Below are 15,491 nucleotides of genomic sequence, written 5' to 3' on the forward strand. Positions count from 1 at the left end.
ACCGCACGCAAAGCGGCCGCCGCTCCCCCAGCACGAACAACGCCTTCGCCTCCGGCCCGATCCAGCAGACGCACCGCGAACTCCGAACCAAGCTCCGTGGCTTGAAAGGGAGTCCCCGGGGAGTCCCGCACGGGAAGCAGTCACCGGACTGGCTGCCGCTCACCGTCGACGGCGTCATCCCGCTCGGGCCGGACAGCTCCGTGCCCGCCCTCAGAGAGGCCCTGCGAACAGCCATGGACCGCCGTACTTTCCTCACCGTTTCCGGCGCCGCCCTGTCCGCGTTTGCCGCGAACTGGGCCGTCAGCCCGGCTACCGCGCTCGGCCAGGCCGGCGACGGGAAACCGATCCGCGAAGACTTCGTCGCCTTCCTGGAGACCACGACCCAGCAGCTCGCCGGCCTTGCCACGGACCAGCGCCACCACACCGCCACGCTGCTGGATGCCCACCTGTCCACGGTGACCGAACTGCTCGCACACGGCCGCTACACCCCCGCCCTCGGCCTGCGTCTGCACACGCTTGCGGCCTCCCTGTCTCATACCGTCGCCTGGCACAGCTTCGACCAAGGTCGCCACCCCCACGCCAGTCAGAGCTGGATCGCGGGTCTGCACAACGCTCACGCTGCGGGCGACAACGACCTGGGCGCCGGCCTTCTGGGCGATCTCGCCTATCAGGCCGCCTGGCGCGACGATCACGCCATCGCGGCCAGCATCCTCAACCACGCCCTGGCCCGCGTCCAAAACCCCGCCGCCCGCTGCCTGCTCCAGCTACGCCTCGCCCGCACCCTCGCCGCACGAGGCGGTCGCAGCGAGCGACGCGCCGTGCTGCGTGCCCTCGCCTCGGCAGAGAATCACCTCAACGCCGCCGGCACCAACCGGCCCGCCTGGTGCGCCTGGGGTCCGAAGCCGACCTCGCCGTCGACTCCGGCCAGGCCCTCCTCGACCTCGGCGACACCGGCCACGCCCACCAGCTCATCACCGAAGGCGAACGCCTGCTGCCCCCGGCCCGGGACAAAACCCGAGGCGTGTTCCTCACCTACCGTGCCGCAAGCTACCTCGACCTCAAGGAACCCGAGCCCGCCGCGGCCGCCGCCACCCAGTCTCTACTCCTGGCCCGTCGCATCGGAGCACCGCGCTGCCTACAGCTCATCGACGACCTTCTCCCCCCGCTTCCAGCACTACCAGCACGCCCAGGGAGTTCCCGAACTCCTCCAGCTCGCTGCCGCATAGCGCGAAACCCGTCAACCTGTCGCTGCCCGGGTCCTCACGACCAAGAACCGTGGGAACCCAGCAGTACTCCGACGAATACTCCGGTGATGAGGAACGGGCCGAACGGGATCGCTGTTTTGCGTCCGGAACGGCGCACGAGAATGGGGCCAGTCCCGTACAGCGCACCAAGTAGGTATCCAGCGAAGGTGCCAATCAGGACGGCCCCCGGGCAGCAGCGCGGCCGCGGCGAGCAGGGCGAGCGCGGCCGCGGCGAACGGCAGGGTGACGATGTCGGGCAGCCGGTGCATCGTGTAGTCGACGATGGCGAGCAGCACCCCGGCCGGGGCGAGCAGCAGCCAGACCGCCAGCTCAGGGTGGGCGCCGGTGGCGGCCGTCAGAACGGCGCAGGCCGCGGCTGAGACGGCGGCGAGGATGGGCGTGCTGGGGCCGTACGAGTCGCCGTCGGCACAGCGGGCCTGCCCCCGCCATCCGTTCACGGCACCTTCGAAGGGGTGGCCGGCAGGACACGCTGCTCGCCACGGTTCATCGGGCGGCACGGAGAGCCGGTACGCGGCACGCGGTATGAGCAGGCCCACACCCGCACCCCAGAGCACGGCCACCGCAATGATCCAGAGCGTCTCCACCCGACCGAGCCTAAGCTCCGCTTCGCGTGTGCGGGTCTACGCAGCCTTGCGTCGGGAGGACGACGATGACGAGTCCGTTGCCGAGGAGCTCGGCGGAACACGCCGCGTCGGCGGGGAAGACACCCGTTCCCGGAACTCGGGTCCGGGCCGCACCGGAGCACCCCCGCATCGGCGGGGAGGACGCGTCCGCAGTGCTCGCGTACGACTCGGACAACGGAACACCCCCGCCTCGACGCGGAAGACCCGGACGTCTGGCTGATGGGACGGCCGACCAGCGGAAGGCCTTCCATCGCATGGCCGCACTACACCGTCCTGCCAGTTGACCGGCAAACCCTGACGGCCTATGACAGGAAAGAGCCTGGAGAACCAGACCACCGCGTTGGTCTCCGCCCTGCCCGAACACCGAAAATCGCGTCGGCCGCCCGACAGCAGTTCCCCCTCGAGGACTGCTCATCGCCCCAGCCAGGACAGCGAGGTTGGATCGCTGATGAGACGTCTGGCCGACCGTGCCTACGGGTGTGTGTCCGTGATCGCGATGATCCCGTCGAGGTGGTCCAGGGTTGCCTGCAGGTCGTCGATCTTGGCTTGGATGCGCTCGCGCTCGGCGCGCAGCATGGCTCGTTGCTCGGCGTCGGTGTGCCCGGCGTCCCAGCATGGCAGGAGTTCGGTGATCCTTCGGCTGGTGAGGCCGGCGGCGAACATCTGCTGGAAGAAGCGGACCAGGGCGATGGCGTCCTGCCGGTACAGGCGCTGGCCGGACGGGCTGCGCTCCGCGACGAGCAGCCCTTGCTGCTCGTAGTAGCGCACGGCGCGCACGGAGACGCCGGCACCTCGTGCCACCTCGCCGATGCGGATCAACCGCTCGGCTGCGGCCACTGCGACAGTCATCGTGATTCCTCTCACCCCTGGCCCTGACGACCAGCACTTGCCTCTGACGCTAGCGTCAGGTTTTAGCGTACAGGCCATGGATATCAACAACTCCGTCGCCCTTGTCACCGGAGCCAACCGCGGCCTGGGCCGCGCCTTCGCCCAGCGGCTGCTCGAACGGGGCGCCCGCAAGGTCTACGCGACGGCCCGCCGACCGGAGACCGTGGACCTGCCCGGGGCCGAGGTGCTGCCCCTCGACATCGCCGATCCCGCATCCGTGAGGGCCGCCGCCCAGGCCGCCCCGGACGTCTCGCTGCTCATCAACAACGCAGGAATCAGTACGGGGACCGACCTGGTGACCGGTTCGCTGGACGGGGTGCGGCACGAGCTGGAGACCAACATGTTCGGCCACCTGGGAATGATCCGGGAGTTCGCGCCGGCGCTCGCCAGGAACGGCGGGGGCGCGATCGTCAACGTCCTCTCCGCCATGTCGTGGTTCGGGGGCAAGGGCGCCAATGCCTACCACCTGACCAAGGCCGCCGCCTGGGCCATGACCAACGGCGTCCGCCTGGAGCTCGCCGAGCAGGGCACGCTCGTCACAGCGGTACACCTCGGCCTGGCCGACACCGACATGGCGGCGGGCTTGCCCGTGGACAAGATCGCTCCGTCGGACCTGGCCGACGCGGCGCTCGACGGTGTCGAGGCGGGCTCCGCCGAGGTCCTCGCCGACCAGTGGAGCCGGGACGTCAAGTCCCGTCTGCCGCTGACGCCGGAAGAGTTCAACGCCGCAATGGACCGCGCCCTGGCGGCGCTGATGGCCACCTGAGGGCCCCTCGGGCCGCACGGACTTCGGTCGGCTGCTTCTCCATCGGCCTCTCGAACCCCTCTACTTGAGGTTGAACTCGTGGTGTCGTGGCGCTGACGACTGCTGGGTTTCCCCTTTCGGGCGGAACACGGGATCGCCGCGGAGAAGGAGGCGCAGATCGTCGCCTCCTCGTGATCAGGACTCGATCGCCAGGAGGGCCACGGGCGGGCCGAGACGATAAGGCGGGGAGGCCGGGGTGAAGTCCTCGATCTGCTCGCGTAGTTCCGTGGGGAGCTGCGCACCGTGGAACTTTGGTCGCGCCAGGTGCCTGCCGATGCGGGCCGCTCGCACGACGATGCCTGTGTTGCGCTGCTCGGCCGGTACTGTCCAGATGGAAGTCAGGGCGTCGGCCGCCCCCTCCACGTGAGTCGGTCAGCAGACGGGCGTATGCGAAGTCGGCGGCCGCCCCCGCTCGACCGTGGGTGGACTGCTCGTCCTGCGCCCGCGGTCCACGGTCTCAATCAGGTGACCTGTCGTCGTACTCATCAGATGACTCCTTCGGGGAGGATCACACCTGATTCATGACACTCCCGCGCACGCCCGGTCCGGTGCGCACCATGTGGTTCATCCCCGCACGGCGGTGCGCATCGCCCCACGAGCGTGCGCACGCACCTCGCTCCGGGTCACCCAGCAGAGGGGCTCAAGAGCGGTCGAGGTAGGGAGTGTGAGTCCTTCGGTGCACAGCGTTGCGCACGCATAAGGGGATGATGCGGGCGGTAGCGAGCGTGGTCTAGGAGAGACGTCCTTCAGAGGCCTTGGCGATGTACTCGCGGAAGGGTGCAATCGCGGGTTGTTGGCGTCCTGCCGCAGGGTCCTGAGCGCCTCGATCCATTCGGCAGCGTCTTCGGGCAGGGTGTAGGGCTGCCCGCTCAGGCGCTGGGCTGGGCGGGGGGCGGCAGGGATGGGGAGCGTGTCCTGCAGTACGACGCGGCGGACCACCGTTTCGTTGAGTTGCACGACCTCACGCATGGGCTCAAGGCTCCTGACCCTGCTGTGCAGGGGCCGGCTGTAAAGGCCGTCTTGATCTGTTGGCTGCTGCGGCGTCTATTACGACGTAATAGACGCCGCAGCGCCTCCGTTTCGGGGGCTCGCGTGACCGGTCCCTGCCAAGCTGCCAGTGCTGCGTTCAGCTGTCTTGGTTTGCGGAGGCCTCGGTGTGCTGGTGCAGGACCTTCTCGAATGCCGCCGGGTTCCGTTCCTTACCCAGCCGGTTGAGCATCTGGAGCATCTCGAAGAAGGCCGGCTCCTCCATCTTCCGCGTCAAGTGCATGGCGATGAAGTACGGGTCGTCGTAGGGCAAGGTGCGCGGCTGTTGCGGTTGCTCCGCCTGCTCCTCGGACTCAGCGACCTCAGTGGGAGTACGCGGTTCGGGTACTGGTGTCCCAGTGCTGCTCTCGTTGTCCCACTCCCCCACCCTGATGTCGTCGGTATTGCCGGTTGCCACACCGTCGGACACCGTCGCTTTGGGTCGTCTGCCGGGCTTGCGGGTCGGCTTCTCTGCTTCCTTCCTGGCGCGCTCGGCCTTCAGTTCTTCCAAGGCCGCCGCTTGCTGGTCGGCCGGCTTCCCGCCGACAGCGCGTAGCAGGTCGATGGGCTCCTGGCCGATGCGCTCTTGGAGTTCTTCGGTGAGGTTGAGCAGTGCCAGGCGTTGTGAGACCCATCCCTGGGACCGGTGGAGGCGTTTGGCCAGAGCCACCTGGCTGCCGTGGATGGCAAGCAGACGATGCAGTGCGCGGGCTTCGTCGAGTTCGTCGAGGGCTTGGCGGTGGATGTTGGCGACGAGGGCGGATTCGAGGAGTTCTTCGGAGGTGTTGCCCTGGTCGTCGCTCACCATGATTTTGAGGGTGGCGAGGCCGGCTTCGCGGGCGGCGGCGAGTCGGCTGCTGCCGTCGATGACGACGTGGCTGGTATCTGGTTCGAGGTCTGCTTCGCGCTCGGGGTTGGCTTTGATGTAGGCGTCGCGGTTCATGACCGTGATCGCCTGCTTCTGCCCGTGTGTCTTGAGGCTGCCTGCGAGGTCGGTGAGGTCTCCCAGGGTGGAGCGGGGGTTGTCGGGGTTGAGGCTGATGCGGCTCGTGGGCAGTTCGGTGGGGGGTGCTACAGCCTCGGTAGGGACTCCGGTCGCGGCGGCGACGGCCTGGCGGCGGGCGCTGACGGGGCGCACCGTGCCGCCGAATCGGCCGGCGCCGAGCTGGTCGGCCTTGCTCATGCGATCTCCCGGGCCAGTGCGCGCATGCCGATCGCCTGCTGTGACTTGGGTGCGTACGAGAGCAGAGGCTGCTTCATTCGTACTGCTTCCTTCTGTTCTTTGAGATCGCCGATGAGGCCGATGACGCGTGGATCCTTTATGTCGACCCATCCCTGCAGGGAGGAGGTGGCGATGAAGCCGCGGCGGGAGTCGTAGAGGTTGACGACGATGCCGAGGTAGTCGATGTCGACCTGGAGGTCGTTGCGCAGGTCGTCGATCTGGGTGGTGAGGAGGTCGTAGGCGTCGGCGGAGCTGTCCTCTGCCTGCACGACGATGAGGGCGCCGGACTGGCCGAGCTTTTCGCCGTCGCGGCGGCGGCCGTAGTAGGCGGCGGCGTCCATGCTGAGTCCGAGGCTGGGGGGGCAGTCGACGACGATGACGTCGTAGTCGGCTTCGAGGGGTGCGAGGGCTCGTTCTAGGGCGGCTTCGCGGGCGCGTACGGCTGAGAGGCGTACGTCGAGGAGGAAGGCGTCGTTGCAGGCGGGCAGCAGATGGAGCCGGCCGTCGAAGGTGTCGTCGGCGATGGAGACGATGAGGTCGCGCAGGTCGCCTTTGGGGTCACCCGCCATGTGGGTGGTGAGGCTGTCGCCGTTCATCGGCAGGGGGGTGGCGCCGAGTTGGTTGGTGAGGTGGCACTGGGGGTCGAAGTCGACGAGGAGGACCCGTAGGCCGAGACCGGGCAGGTTCTCGATGTCGAGTGAGTCACTGGCCGGCTCACTGTCGGACTGGGTTTCGCTGGCGCGCAGGGCTTTGGCGAGTGCCTTGGCCACCCGGACCGCTTGGAGTGAGTTGGGGTCTTCAGCGAGTGCTTCGCCGAGACCTGCCGTGATGGCGGTCTTGCCGACGCCGCCTTTCTGGTTGCAGACGATGATGCGGCGGGTGATCTCGGGGCGCTCGACGTCTGGTGCGGGGTTGGAGTCGAGCCAGAGCTGGACGGACTGGGCCAGGCCCTGGATCAGGGAGACGCGCCGGTCCGTGGTGATCTGACGGAACTCCTCCCACTGGCCCGGGGGGAGGAAGGTCGAGAAGGAGTCGGCGCCGGCGGTGTCGACGGTGGCTGGGGTGGAGGCCAGGCTGCACCAGTCGTTGATGCCCTGTTCGACGGCTGCCTGGATCTCGATGCCGTGCTGGGCGGCCCTGATTTTGAGGTTCTGCCGGAGCCATCCCGGCAGTTTGGAGACGACCTTTTCGCGGTCGCTGGAGGTGGCTGGAGAGCTCATGGAAGACACCTTACTAACGTGCATGATCCTTTGCCGCACCGACACGTTAGCTAGACGTAGTTGGTAGGTCTCCGAGACCAAGCCCTCTGCTCCTGGGCTCTATTACGCCGTAATACAGCCTCGCAGGATCCGGACCGCCCCGAGCCGTCTATTACGCCGTAATAGCGCCACCAGCAAGTCCTGTTGGAGGGCGCTGCCCGCCGTGGCTTCACCCCCTGGAACCGGGGCCGCTACGGCAGAGGAAGATCTGTCAGGGCTTGGGCACGGGGAGAGGTCGACACCGGACGGCGTCGACGCTTGAGTCTCCGGCAAGGGGAGACGTGAAGGTGGGGTCATGAACGGCGACACGCTCCATTCGATCGGCGAACTCGCTCGGCAGACCGGCCTCACGGTCAAGACCATCCGGTTCTACTCCGATCGCGGGATCGTGGTGCCGACGAACCGCAGCCCAGCCGGCTACCGCTTCTACGACATGGCCGCTGCTGCACGCCTGACCCTCGTCCGTACCCTGCGCGAGCTGGGACTGGGACTTTCCACGATCCGCAGGGTCGTGGACCGGAAGCTCACGCTTCCCGAGGTCGCCGCGGCGCACGCCGACGCACTGGACGTTCAGATCCGCATCCTGCGCCTGCGGCAGGCGGTGCTCATGGCAGTGGTCGCGCGCGCGGGTCCACCCTTGAGGAGACCGAACTCATGCACAAACTGGCCCATCTCTCCGCAGACGAACGCCGGCGTCTGATCGACGGCTTCCTGGACGCCGTCTTCGGCGGTCTTGGTCCCGCTCCCGCCTTTACGGGGGTCATGCGCTCGATGATTCCCGAGCTGCCCGACGACCCCGAGGCGCAACAAGTGCTTGCATGGTTGGAGTTGGCTGAGCTGTCCCTGGGCCGAGATTTCCGTGCTGCTGTACAGCGGATGGCCGAGGATCATGCTGCTGAGATGGCCCACAGAAACGCGGTGAGCCCGCGCCGCGACATCGTCGCGGTCGTCCGTGATGAGGTCGGCCCGGCTCTGACCGCCGGGACCGACCCGGCTTCGCCCGAGGCCGGCCCAATCATCGCGGCGTTCACGGCGCATTACGCATGCATCCTTGGCTGCACCGACGGCATCGAGCTGCGCAGCCGACTGTCGTCTCGGCTGCACAGCGTGAACGATCCCTGCAGGGAGAGGTACTTGCGTCTGCTCGCGGTGATCAACGGTTGGCCGGTCCCGGAAAGTCTGGCGCCGGTGCTCGACTGGTCCATCCAGGCCCTGCGCGTCCGGACACCCCTCTGACGGAGCGATCCCACGGCGGCAGGGACGGAGATGAATCGGTATCCGGTGAGTACGCCGCCCCATGCTCGACTGAAGGGCCGGTGAGTACACGCGTCGTCCTCGACACCGCTATGTGGGCCTCGCCTGCTCCTCGTTCTTCGCCCTGGAACCTGGAGGGATCAGTCACTTCGCAAACGTGGGGGAGTGGTGCAGCTTGCGCAGTCTCCGAAGTAAGTGTGATCTTGATCGTCACCCGTCCAGGGCTCATCCTCGGCCACTCTCAAAGTCTCCCCGTCCCAGTCGATCCGAGACCGTCAGTCCGGCGCCTGCCAGTGATCTTCTCACCGAGAAACAGGGCGAAGCTTCTCTGATGCGGCACTGGGTTCACTGAGGCGGAAGCAGACGATTCGGTTCGTTGAGAGAACGACTCGGTTCAGTGAAACGGGGGCGGGCTGGCCACCCGCCCGGGAGGAGCTATTACGCCGTAATGGCGTGCGCGGAGGTAGGGGGCGCCTACGACGGTCGCCACAGCGGTACAGCCGTTCGCTCTGGCCGGGGCGACGGCGCCGTGAGGCATCTTCAGCACACTGCGGGCAGATTAGAGGGCGACGAGCACAAAACCACCAATTGGGACTAGGAGGCTCAAAATCGACTCACAGAATGGGGTCCCTGGGGGCCGTTCTCCAGCGAGCTGGTGTCATCGGTCCTGGAAGCGCGCGAAAGGCCGCGAGAGAGGCGCACACGGATTTTGCTCACCTCCAATGGCATGTAATACGCCGCCATCAGCATGTGGCCAGGCTCTGACTGCGCAGCCTGCCCTTCACTAACCGATCATGTGATCGGACTGGCGCCGTGCTGAGTGGTGCTGAGGGCTGTCAGCGGCGTGCTGTAGCTTGATCGGGAGGCGCGGGGCCGTCAGCGCGGATCGGACGGATGATGGGCGACACGCGACAGCGGCCCCGGAGAGCGGCTGCCCGGCTGCCGCCCGACGTGGCCCTGGAGCATCGCCCGACACCCCAACTGCCTGGACAGCACGTCTTTCGTCCTGTCCAACGATGAGAAGACAGGGCAGGTTCACCCCGGGAACGGGATGTTCGTTCGCGGGCGTCGAACGTGGCTGCGTGGGGCACGGTGGTCAGCCGCTTCCAGGCTCTCGACCTCCGCGCCCTCCAGATCCGGGCCACCGGCCGTGAGGTCGAGATGCGGTTGGCTGACCGTATGCCGAGACGGCTGCCCACCGCTGTGGACGTGGTTGCCTACCATGCCTGCGAAACGGTTCGCGCGGCCGGTGGCGACAAGCCCATGGTCGTGGAACTCGACGCGGACGAGGCCGCGTTGACTCACAGCGACCGGTGTTCCTTCGCTCCGCGCGCCGCGCCCTGGGCACGCTCGCCGCGCGCCTGTACCTCATACCCTGCGCACTCCTGCTCGCTTTGACGCTGCCGGCAGCCTCCGGGGAATCCATGGCAGCTGTCCTCCCGCTCTTCGCCCACCTTCCCGGCCGGCACCGTGCTGCTGTTCGTCCTGCCCCTGAGCACCGTGACGTTCTACCTCTCCATCGTTCTCGGAGCGCTGATCAACGCCCTGGTCATCGGGTGGTGCTCCCTCGCACCGTGCCGGGAGCACAACACGGGAACGGCATTCTGACGGGCGGGCTGAACCGGTGAGTCACGGCTTCGCCCACGGAGCTCCTGGTCCGGGCCTCCGGGATGGAACGGGCGGGCTCAGTCGGTGGAGTCCAGGACTTCGTAGACATGCCTCATGTAGCTGAGGGTGCGCTCCGAGCCGAGGATTCCGTCGCCCAGCCGGTTCATCGTGTATGAGAACGTGACGCGCCGGTCGAGGTCCATCATGACGATCGAGCCGCCCCGGCCGACCCAGAAGCAGACCCGTCCGGTGGGCATGTGCGGCATCGTCCTGGCGTCGGCGAGCGCGAAGCCGATGCCCCAGCGCACGGGAACGCCCAGGAGCAGGTCGTTTCCGTCGGTCTGTACGTCGAGGGCCTTGTCCACCGTGTCCGCGGAGAGGAGCCGGTGGCCGTTCACCTGGCCGTGCCGTGAGATCACGGAGAGGGCACGGGCCATGCCTCGTGCGTTGCCGTGTCCGTTGACGGCTCCGAGTTCGGCACGGCGCCACTGCGGGGTGTCGACGTGCTCGTCCCGGGCGGGGCTTCCGAGCAACGTCTTGGTGAAGATGCCCTCGGGATCGAGGTCGGCGGGCATTTCGGGGAGCTGCGACGGGGCCACCAGCTTGGCGATGCGCGGCCAGTCGGCCTGCCGCGCACCGATCTGGACGTCGGCCTGTGACGGCTTGGCGATCTCGGTGTCGACGAACTCGGTCAGGGTACGGCCGCTGACCCGCCGGACAAGCTCTCCCACCAGCTGTCCCTGAGTCTGCACGTGGTAGCCCGAGGCACTGCCCGGCTCCCACCAGGGCGCCTGCGCGGCCAGCCGGGCGCTCGCGGTCGGCCAGTCGTACAGATCGTCGATGGTGAAGGGCTGCTGCCAGCCGGAGAGCCCCGAGGTGGGTCACCGAACCCCTGGGCTACGCCCTGCGTGTGCCGCCCGAGAGCCGTGACACCGCACGCTTCGAGCGGGCCCTTGCCCAGGCACACCGGTCCATGGAGCAGGGCCGGCCCGAACGCGTCGTGGAAGAGGCCGGAAAAGCCCTGGAGATGTGGCGCGGCACCCCGTTCGCCGACGCCGCGCACCACCTGTTCGCCACCCACGAGGCAGCACGCCTGGAAGAACTGCGGCAGACCACCCGCGAGATCCGCACCACGGCCCTGCTCCTGCAAGGACGAGTCACCGAAGCTCTGGACGCGGCACGGGAAATGACCACAGAGCATCCCCTGCGGGAAACCGGCTGGGCCTTGCTGCTGCGTGCCCTGTACCTCGGCGGCCGGCACCCCGAAGCGCTTCAGCGCTACACCGACCTGCGCCGGCACCTCGCCGACGAACTCGGCCTCGAACCCGGCCCGTCCCTACGCGCCCTGCACCACGGCATCCTTCACCACGACCTGCCACCCCTTCACTCAGCCGATGAACTGAACAGATTCGGCGCGGCATCCGTCCCCGGCGGAGGTGCCGGGCACGGCAGCGAACCCATCGGGCCGGCCATGTCCGGGGTGCCGGACGAGGGCGAGGCAACCGCGCCCGTCGGCGTTGACGCCGACGAACCAGCCGACGCGGCCGATCGGTCCGATGCGAGGTGCGTCCCAGCCACGGATGATGAGGGAACCACGTCGCCGCCCCTGGCGCGCCCGGCACAACTACCGCGTATTCTCCCGGTGTTCGCGGGGCGGGCGGCCGAGGAGGCGTGGCTGTCGGCCGTGAGCGGTGCACCGGGCCGGCCCGGACCGACCGCTGCCCCTGTCGTCGTCATCAGCGGTGCTCCTGGTGTCGGCAAGACCACCTTCGCCGTCCACCACGCCCACCGCATCGCCCCCGCTTTCCCCGACGGACAGCTTTTCGTCAACCTGTGCGGATTCCACCCCCACGCACCGGCCGTCGAACCCGGCAACGCCCTGCACGGCTTCCTCACCGCCCTCGGTGTTCCCGCCCAGCGCATCCCCGAAGACACCCCCGGCCGCAGCACACTCTTCCGCAGCCTCCTCGCCGACCGGCAGATCCTCCTCGTCCTGGACAACGCCCGCGACGAGCAACAAGTGCGCCCCCTGCTCCCCGCGGGAGCGGGCTGCCTCACCCTGATCACCAGCCGCAACCAACTCCCCGGCCTGATCACCACCGACGGCGCCAAACCCCTCACCCTCCCCCTGCCCTCGCAAAGCGAGGCCCACCAAGCCCTCGAACGACGCCTGGGAACCGAACGACTGGTCGCCGAGCCCACCGCCACAGCCGACATCATCCGCCTGTGCGGACGACTTCCCCTGGCCATGGCCGTGGTCGCCGCCCGCGCCGAACTCGATCCCTCCTTCCCCCTTCACGCCATCGCCGACGATCTGCGACACACCCACGGCGGCCTCGACGCGTTCACCGGCTTCGACACCACCACCGACGTACGCACCGTCTTCTCCTGGTCCTACCAGTCCCTGGACGAGCCCACCGCCCGGCTCTTCCGCTTCCTGGCCCTGCACCCCGGCCCCCACATCACTGCCCCCGCCGCGGCCAGCCTCACCGGCCTTCCCCTCTCCCGAACCCGCCGCGCACTCGCCGGCCTGGTCAGTTCCTGCCTCGTGGAACAACCACTGCCCGGCCGCTACAGCCTGCACGACCTCCTGCGTGGCTACGGCACCGAACTGACCCACACCCACGACACCACCCACGAACGCCACCACGCGACCCTCCGGGTCCTCGACCACTACATGTTCAGCGCCTACGAGGCCAACCAGCTCCTGAAACACGACACAACGCCCGAGCTCGACCTCGGTGCACCCAGCCCAGGCGTCACCCCGGAGAACGTCACCACCATCAAGCAGGCAACCCGATGGCTCACCGACGAACACCGGGTGCTGACCGGCCTGCTCCACACCGCCGTCAGCCAGAAGCTGGACCACCACACCACCGGGCTGGCCTGGTCACTCAAGGACTATCTCCACCGCCAGGAGTACTGGCCCGAAGCGATCACGGCACTGACCCCCGCCCTCGAAGTGGCCCGGCGCCAGAACGACCGCCTCGAAGAGGGCCGTTGCCTACGCCACCTCGGTGGCATCCACGGCTATCTCGGCCACCAGGAACAAGCCCTGCACCACCTGCAACTCGCCACCACGATCTTCGAAGAGCTCGACGCAACCGGTGAACAGGCCCGAGCCCACTACGTCACGGCGTGCGCGCTGTTCCTGTTCGGCCGGATCCAGGAGGCCGTGACGTCCTCGGAGCGGGGACTGGAGCTGTCCCGGGAGACAGGTGAAGAGCTGTGGTTGGCCGAGTGCCTCGTCGAACTCGCCTGGTTCCACTCCAACCTGGGGCAGCTCGAGAAAAGCCTTCAGTACAGCGAGGAGGGCATCGCCTTGTTCCAGCGCCTGGACGCGCCGTGGCAGCTGGCCCAGGCCTGGGACATCTTGGGCCACAACCTCCGTCAGCTCGGCCGTTACGAGGAATCGGTGGCCACCTACCAGCGGGCGACACGGGCGTTCGAGGAACTGGGTGACCACAGGAACGCCATCGGCTCACTGATGCGGCTGGGCGACACCCGGCTGGCCTCGGGCGACCGGAAAGGCGCACGAGCGGACTGGGTCCACGCCCTCCAAAGCGCCGACGAGCGAGCCATGTCGCACAGCGCCCAGCAGGTCCGTGACCGGCTCACCGCCCTGGACATGGATGCGGATCCCACGCCCATCGTGCCGGAGAGGGCGGCCGGGGACCATCAGCTCCCGGTGCCGAGGAGTGGTGATCCTGGGCGCCAAGTGTATTGAGCGGACGAGCCCGAGCCGGGAGAGGGTGCGCGTCATAGGTGGAGTTCTCCTTCCGAGATGGTGCCGTGCTGCGGAGCAACACGATCGAGGGGCGCCGGCAACCGCCCTTGTCGTCCACGCGGGCAAGCAGCCCAATGGCGCACAGAGTGAAGGGGTGGACGACGGGTCTGTGCGCAACCGTGTCGGACCTGGGCACCGGGTCAGCGAGCGAGCAGTCGCCGCCTGGCCCGCAGGCCCCGATGTGCAGGCGTTCGGTCTGCTGAACGTGGCGCGCGGCTCTCCGGTTCATCCCGCAGTCGATGCCGTCCTCGGCGCCGTCACGGGCGAGCCGCGCCTGTAGCATCTCGCGCCGGTGGTCGGCCCGAAGTTGAGCGTTGCTGGGGATGGGCGGGAAGGAACCGTCGAGGATCCGGACCTGGCGGCCGCCGTGAGATCGTCGGCGCCTCCTTGGAGATCTCGCCGAGGACAGCGCCAACGCTCTTCCGCCACCGGCCGACGGCTTCCTGGTCGATGGCCTTCCAGGTTTCCCATCCGCTAAGCCACATGTGCTGACCGTCGGCCTCCACTCAGCCCTTACGGGCCCGGTGTGCGAAGTGGGCACTCAACACACGTGACGGACGTCGCGACACGAGCGGGCACCCGCTCCGCCCCCCTTCGGCCCGAACGGCACGGCGGCGGTCCTTCCGTGTGCGACTCGGCCCGAAGCGCGCTCCGCAGCGGATGCCAGGGCCTGGCCGGGGCGGTCAGCGAGAGACGCCAAGGGGCACGACAAGGAGACGACAAGGTTTGGCCAAGGGCTCCCTACGAGGGTTGAGCCACTCGCCCGCGCATGCGGGAGGCACGCCACAGAACACTTGAACAGGATTGGGCGCCACCATGAACGGGATCATGGAAGCGGGGACCACCACCCTCGCTCCGGCTCGGGCGCATGCCCGGAACGTCACTTCGGACGCCGACTGCGATGCCTTCATCCGAGACGTCTACGATCAGTACGGACTTCTGCTCGTCCGGTACGCCACGCGGCTGCTGGACGGCGACTGGCACAAGGCGGAGGACATCCTCCAGGAGACCGCGGCCCGTGCCTGGAAACACGCCCGGTTCTTGGGCACCCGCGGCGACCACATCCGGCCGTGGCTGTTCACCGTGGCCAGGAACCTTGTCATCGACCACCACCGCGCTCGGCAGATCAGGCCGCTTGAGCTGATGCCGGTCGAGGACCTGGACACATCGTGGGACGGCATGAGATCCACGATCACCTCCCACGCAGTGCTGGTAGCACTGCGTGAGCTGAAAGAGCAGCATCGGACCATTATCGGCCTCATGTACTACCTGGAATGCAGCGTGGCCCAGGCAGCCGAGCGCCTCGGCATCCCGCCCGGCACCGTCAAGAGCCGCGCCTTCTACGCCGTGCGCGCACTGCGCAAGGCCCTGGAGAAACAAGACGTACTCGGCGAAATAGCCATGGCACGGGCGGTGGGCGCCGCCCGGTCCTCGACGACCCCCTCCGGGGCCACCGAGCGTGCCGCTCGCCGTGCTGTGCCGGGGTCATACTGGACAGTTCCGCGGACGGGCAGTGACGTCGGCCCCTCGGCGACTCCGACAGCAGAGGTGCCGAGGACGACCCTGGTCCGGCTGGACCGCCCGCCCAGAAGGTCGTCGAGCTGAGTGTGGGAACACCGGCCCGAAGCCCTACGTCTGGACGAAGACCGCAGACGAGATCCTCGAACGCCTCGCCAGCTATGTGAACAGAATTCCTGACTCAGAACACTAGCGGAACGCTGACCCTGGGCCCGGTGGCGCGCTGCCTGGCAGAG

General features: G+C 68.0%; 7 protein-coding genes and 4 pseudogenes. 6 read left to right on the plus strand and 5 right to left on the minus strand.

What is annotated here, in order from left to right:
* Positions 1-101: 101 nt before the first annotated feature.
* Positions 102-1,226 (plus strand): XRE family transcriptional regulator, encoded by a 1,125-nt coding sequence (locus AC07AZ_RS27175; RefSeq protein ID WP_478852175.1) that lies wholly within the window; start codon positions 102-104, stop codon positions 1,224-1,226.
* A gap of 34 nt (positions 1,227-1,260) precedes the next feature.
* On the opposite strand, the pseudogene AC07AZ_RS27180 reads toward AC07AZ_RS27175, so the two are convergent.
* Positions 1,261-1,849 (minus strand): annotated as a pseudogene (locus tag AC07AZ_RS27180) (A24 family peptidase).
* Positions 1,850-2,359: 510 nt separating this feature from the next.
* The gene (locus AC07AZ_RS27185; protein WP_478852177.1) at positions 2,360-2,737 is read right to left on the minus strand and encodes a MerR family transcriptional regulator; all 378 of its coding nucleotides are present in this window, start codon (positions 2,735-2,737) and stop codon (positions 2,360-2,362) included.
* A gap of 76 nt (positions 2,738-2,813) precedes the next feature.
* Here AC07AZ_RS27185 and AC07AZ_RS27190 point away from each other — a divergent pair, with 76 nt between their 5' ends.
* Positions 2,814-3,542, plus strand: a complete 729-nt coding sequence (locus tag AC07AZ_RS27190) for an SDR family oxidoreductase (RefSeq protein ID WP_478852179.1) — start codon at positions 2,814-2,816, stop codon at positions 3,540-3,542.
* Positions 3,543-4,707: 1,165 nt separating this feature from the next.
* Here the strand turns inward: AC07AZ_RS27190 and AC07AZ_RS27195 are convergent.
* Positions 4,708-5,790, minus strand: a complete 1,083-nt coding sequence (locus tag AC07AZ_RS27195; protein ID WP_478852181.1) for a ParB/RepB/Spo0J family partition protein — start codon at positions 5,788-5,790, stop codon at positions 4,708-4,710.
* The gene (locus AC07AZ_RS27200) at positions 5,787-7,049 is read right to left on the minus strand and encodes a ParA family protein (protein WP_478852183.1); all 1,263 of its coding nucleotides are present in this window, start codon (positions 7,047-7,049) and stop codon (positions 5,787-5,789) included. The genes AC07AZ_RS27195 and AC07AZ_RS27200 overlap by 4 nt, the downstream gene beginning before the upstream one ends.
* 334 nt (positions 7,050-7,383) lie before the next feature.
* Here AC07AZ_RS27200 and AC07AZ_RS27205 point away from each other — a divergent pair.
* Positions 7,384-8,324: pseudogene (locus AC07AZ_RS27205) on the plus strand (MerR family transcriptional regulator).
* Positions 8,325-9,812: 1,488 nt separating this feature from the next.
* Entirely contained in the window at positions 9,813-9,950 is a 138-nt protein-coding gene (locus AC07AZ_RS27210; protein ID WP_478852185.1) for a hypothetical protein, read from the plus strand.
* Between the two features lie 77 nt (positions 9,951-10,027).
* Here the strand turns inward: AC07AZ_RS27210 and AC07AZ_RS27215 are convergent.
* Positions 10,028-10,816: pseudogene (locus AC07AZ_RS27215) on the minus strand (serine hydrolase domain-containing protein); the annotation flags it as partial.
* Between the two features lie 44 nt (positions 10,817-10,860).
* Here AC07AZ_RS27215 and AC07AZ_RS27220 point away from each other — a divergent pair.
* Positions 10,861-13,677 carry an AfsR/SARP family transcriptional regulator gene (locus tag AC07AZ_RS27220; protein WP_478852187.1) on the plus strand — a complete coding sequence of 939 codons (2,817 nt, stop codon included), beginning with the start codon at positions 10,861-10,863 and terminating at the stop codon, positions 13,675-13,677.
* An 876-nt stretch (positions 13,678-14,553) separates the two neighbouring features.
* Positions 14,554-15,108 (plus strand): annotated as a pseudogene (locus tag AC07AZ_RS27225) (sigma-70 family RNA polymerase sigma factor); the annotation flags it as partial.
* Positions 15,109-15,491 lie beyond the last annotated feature (383 nt).

It is taken from the genome of Streptomyces sp. NPDC043878 (assembly GCF_056435735.1).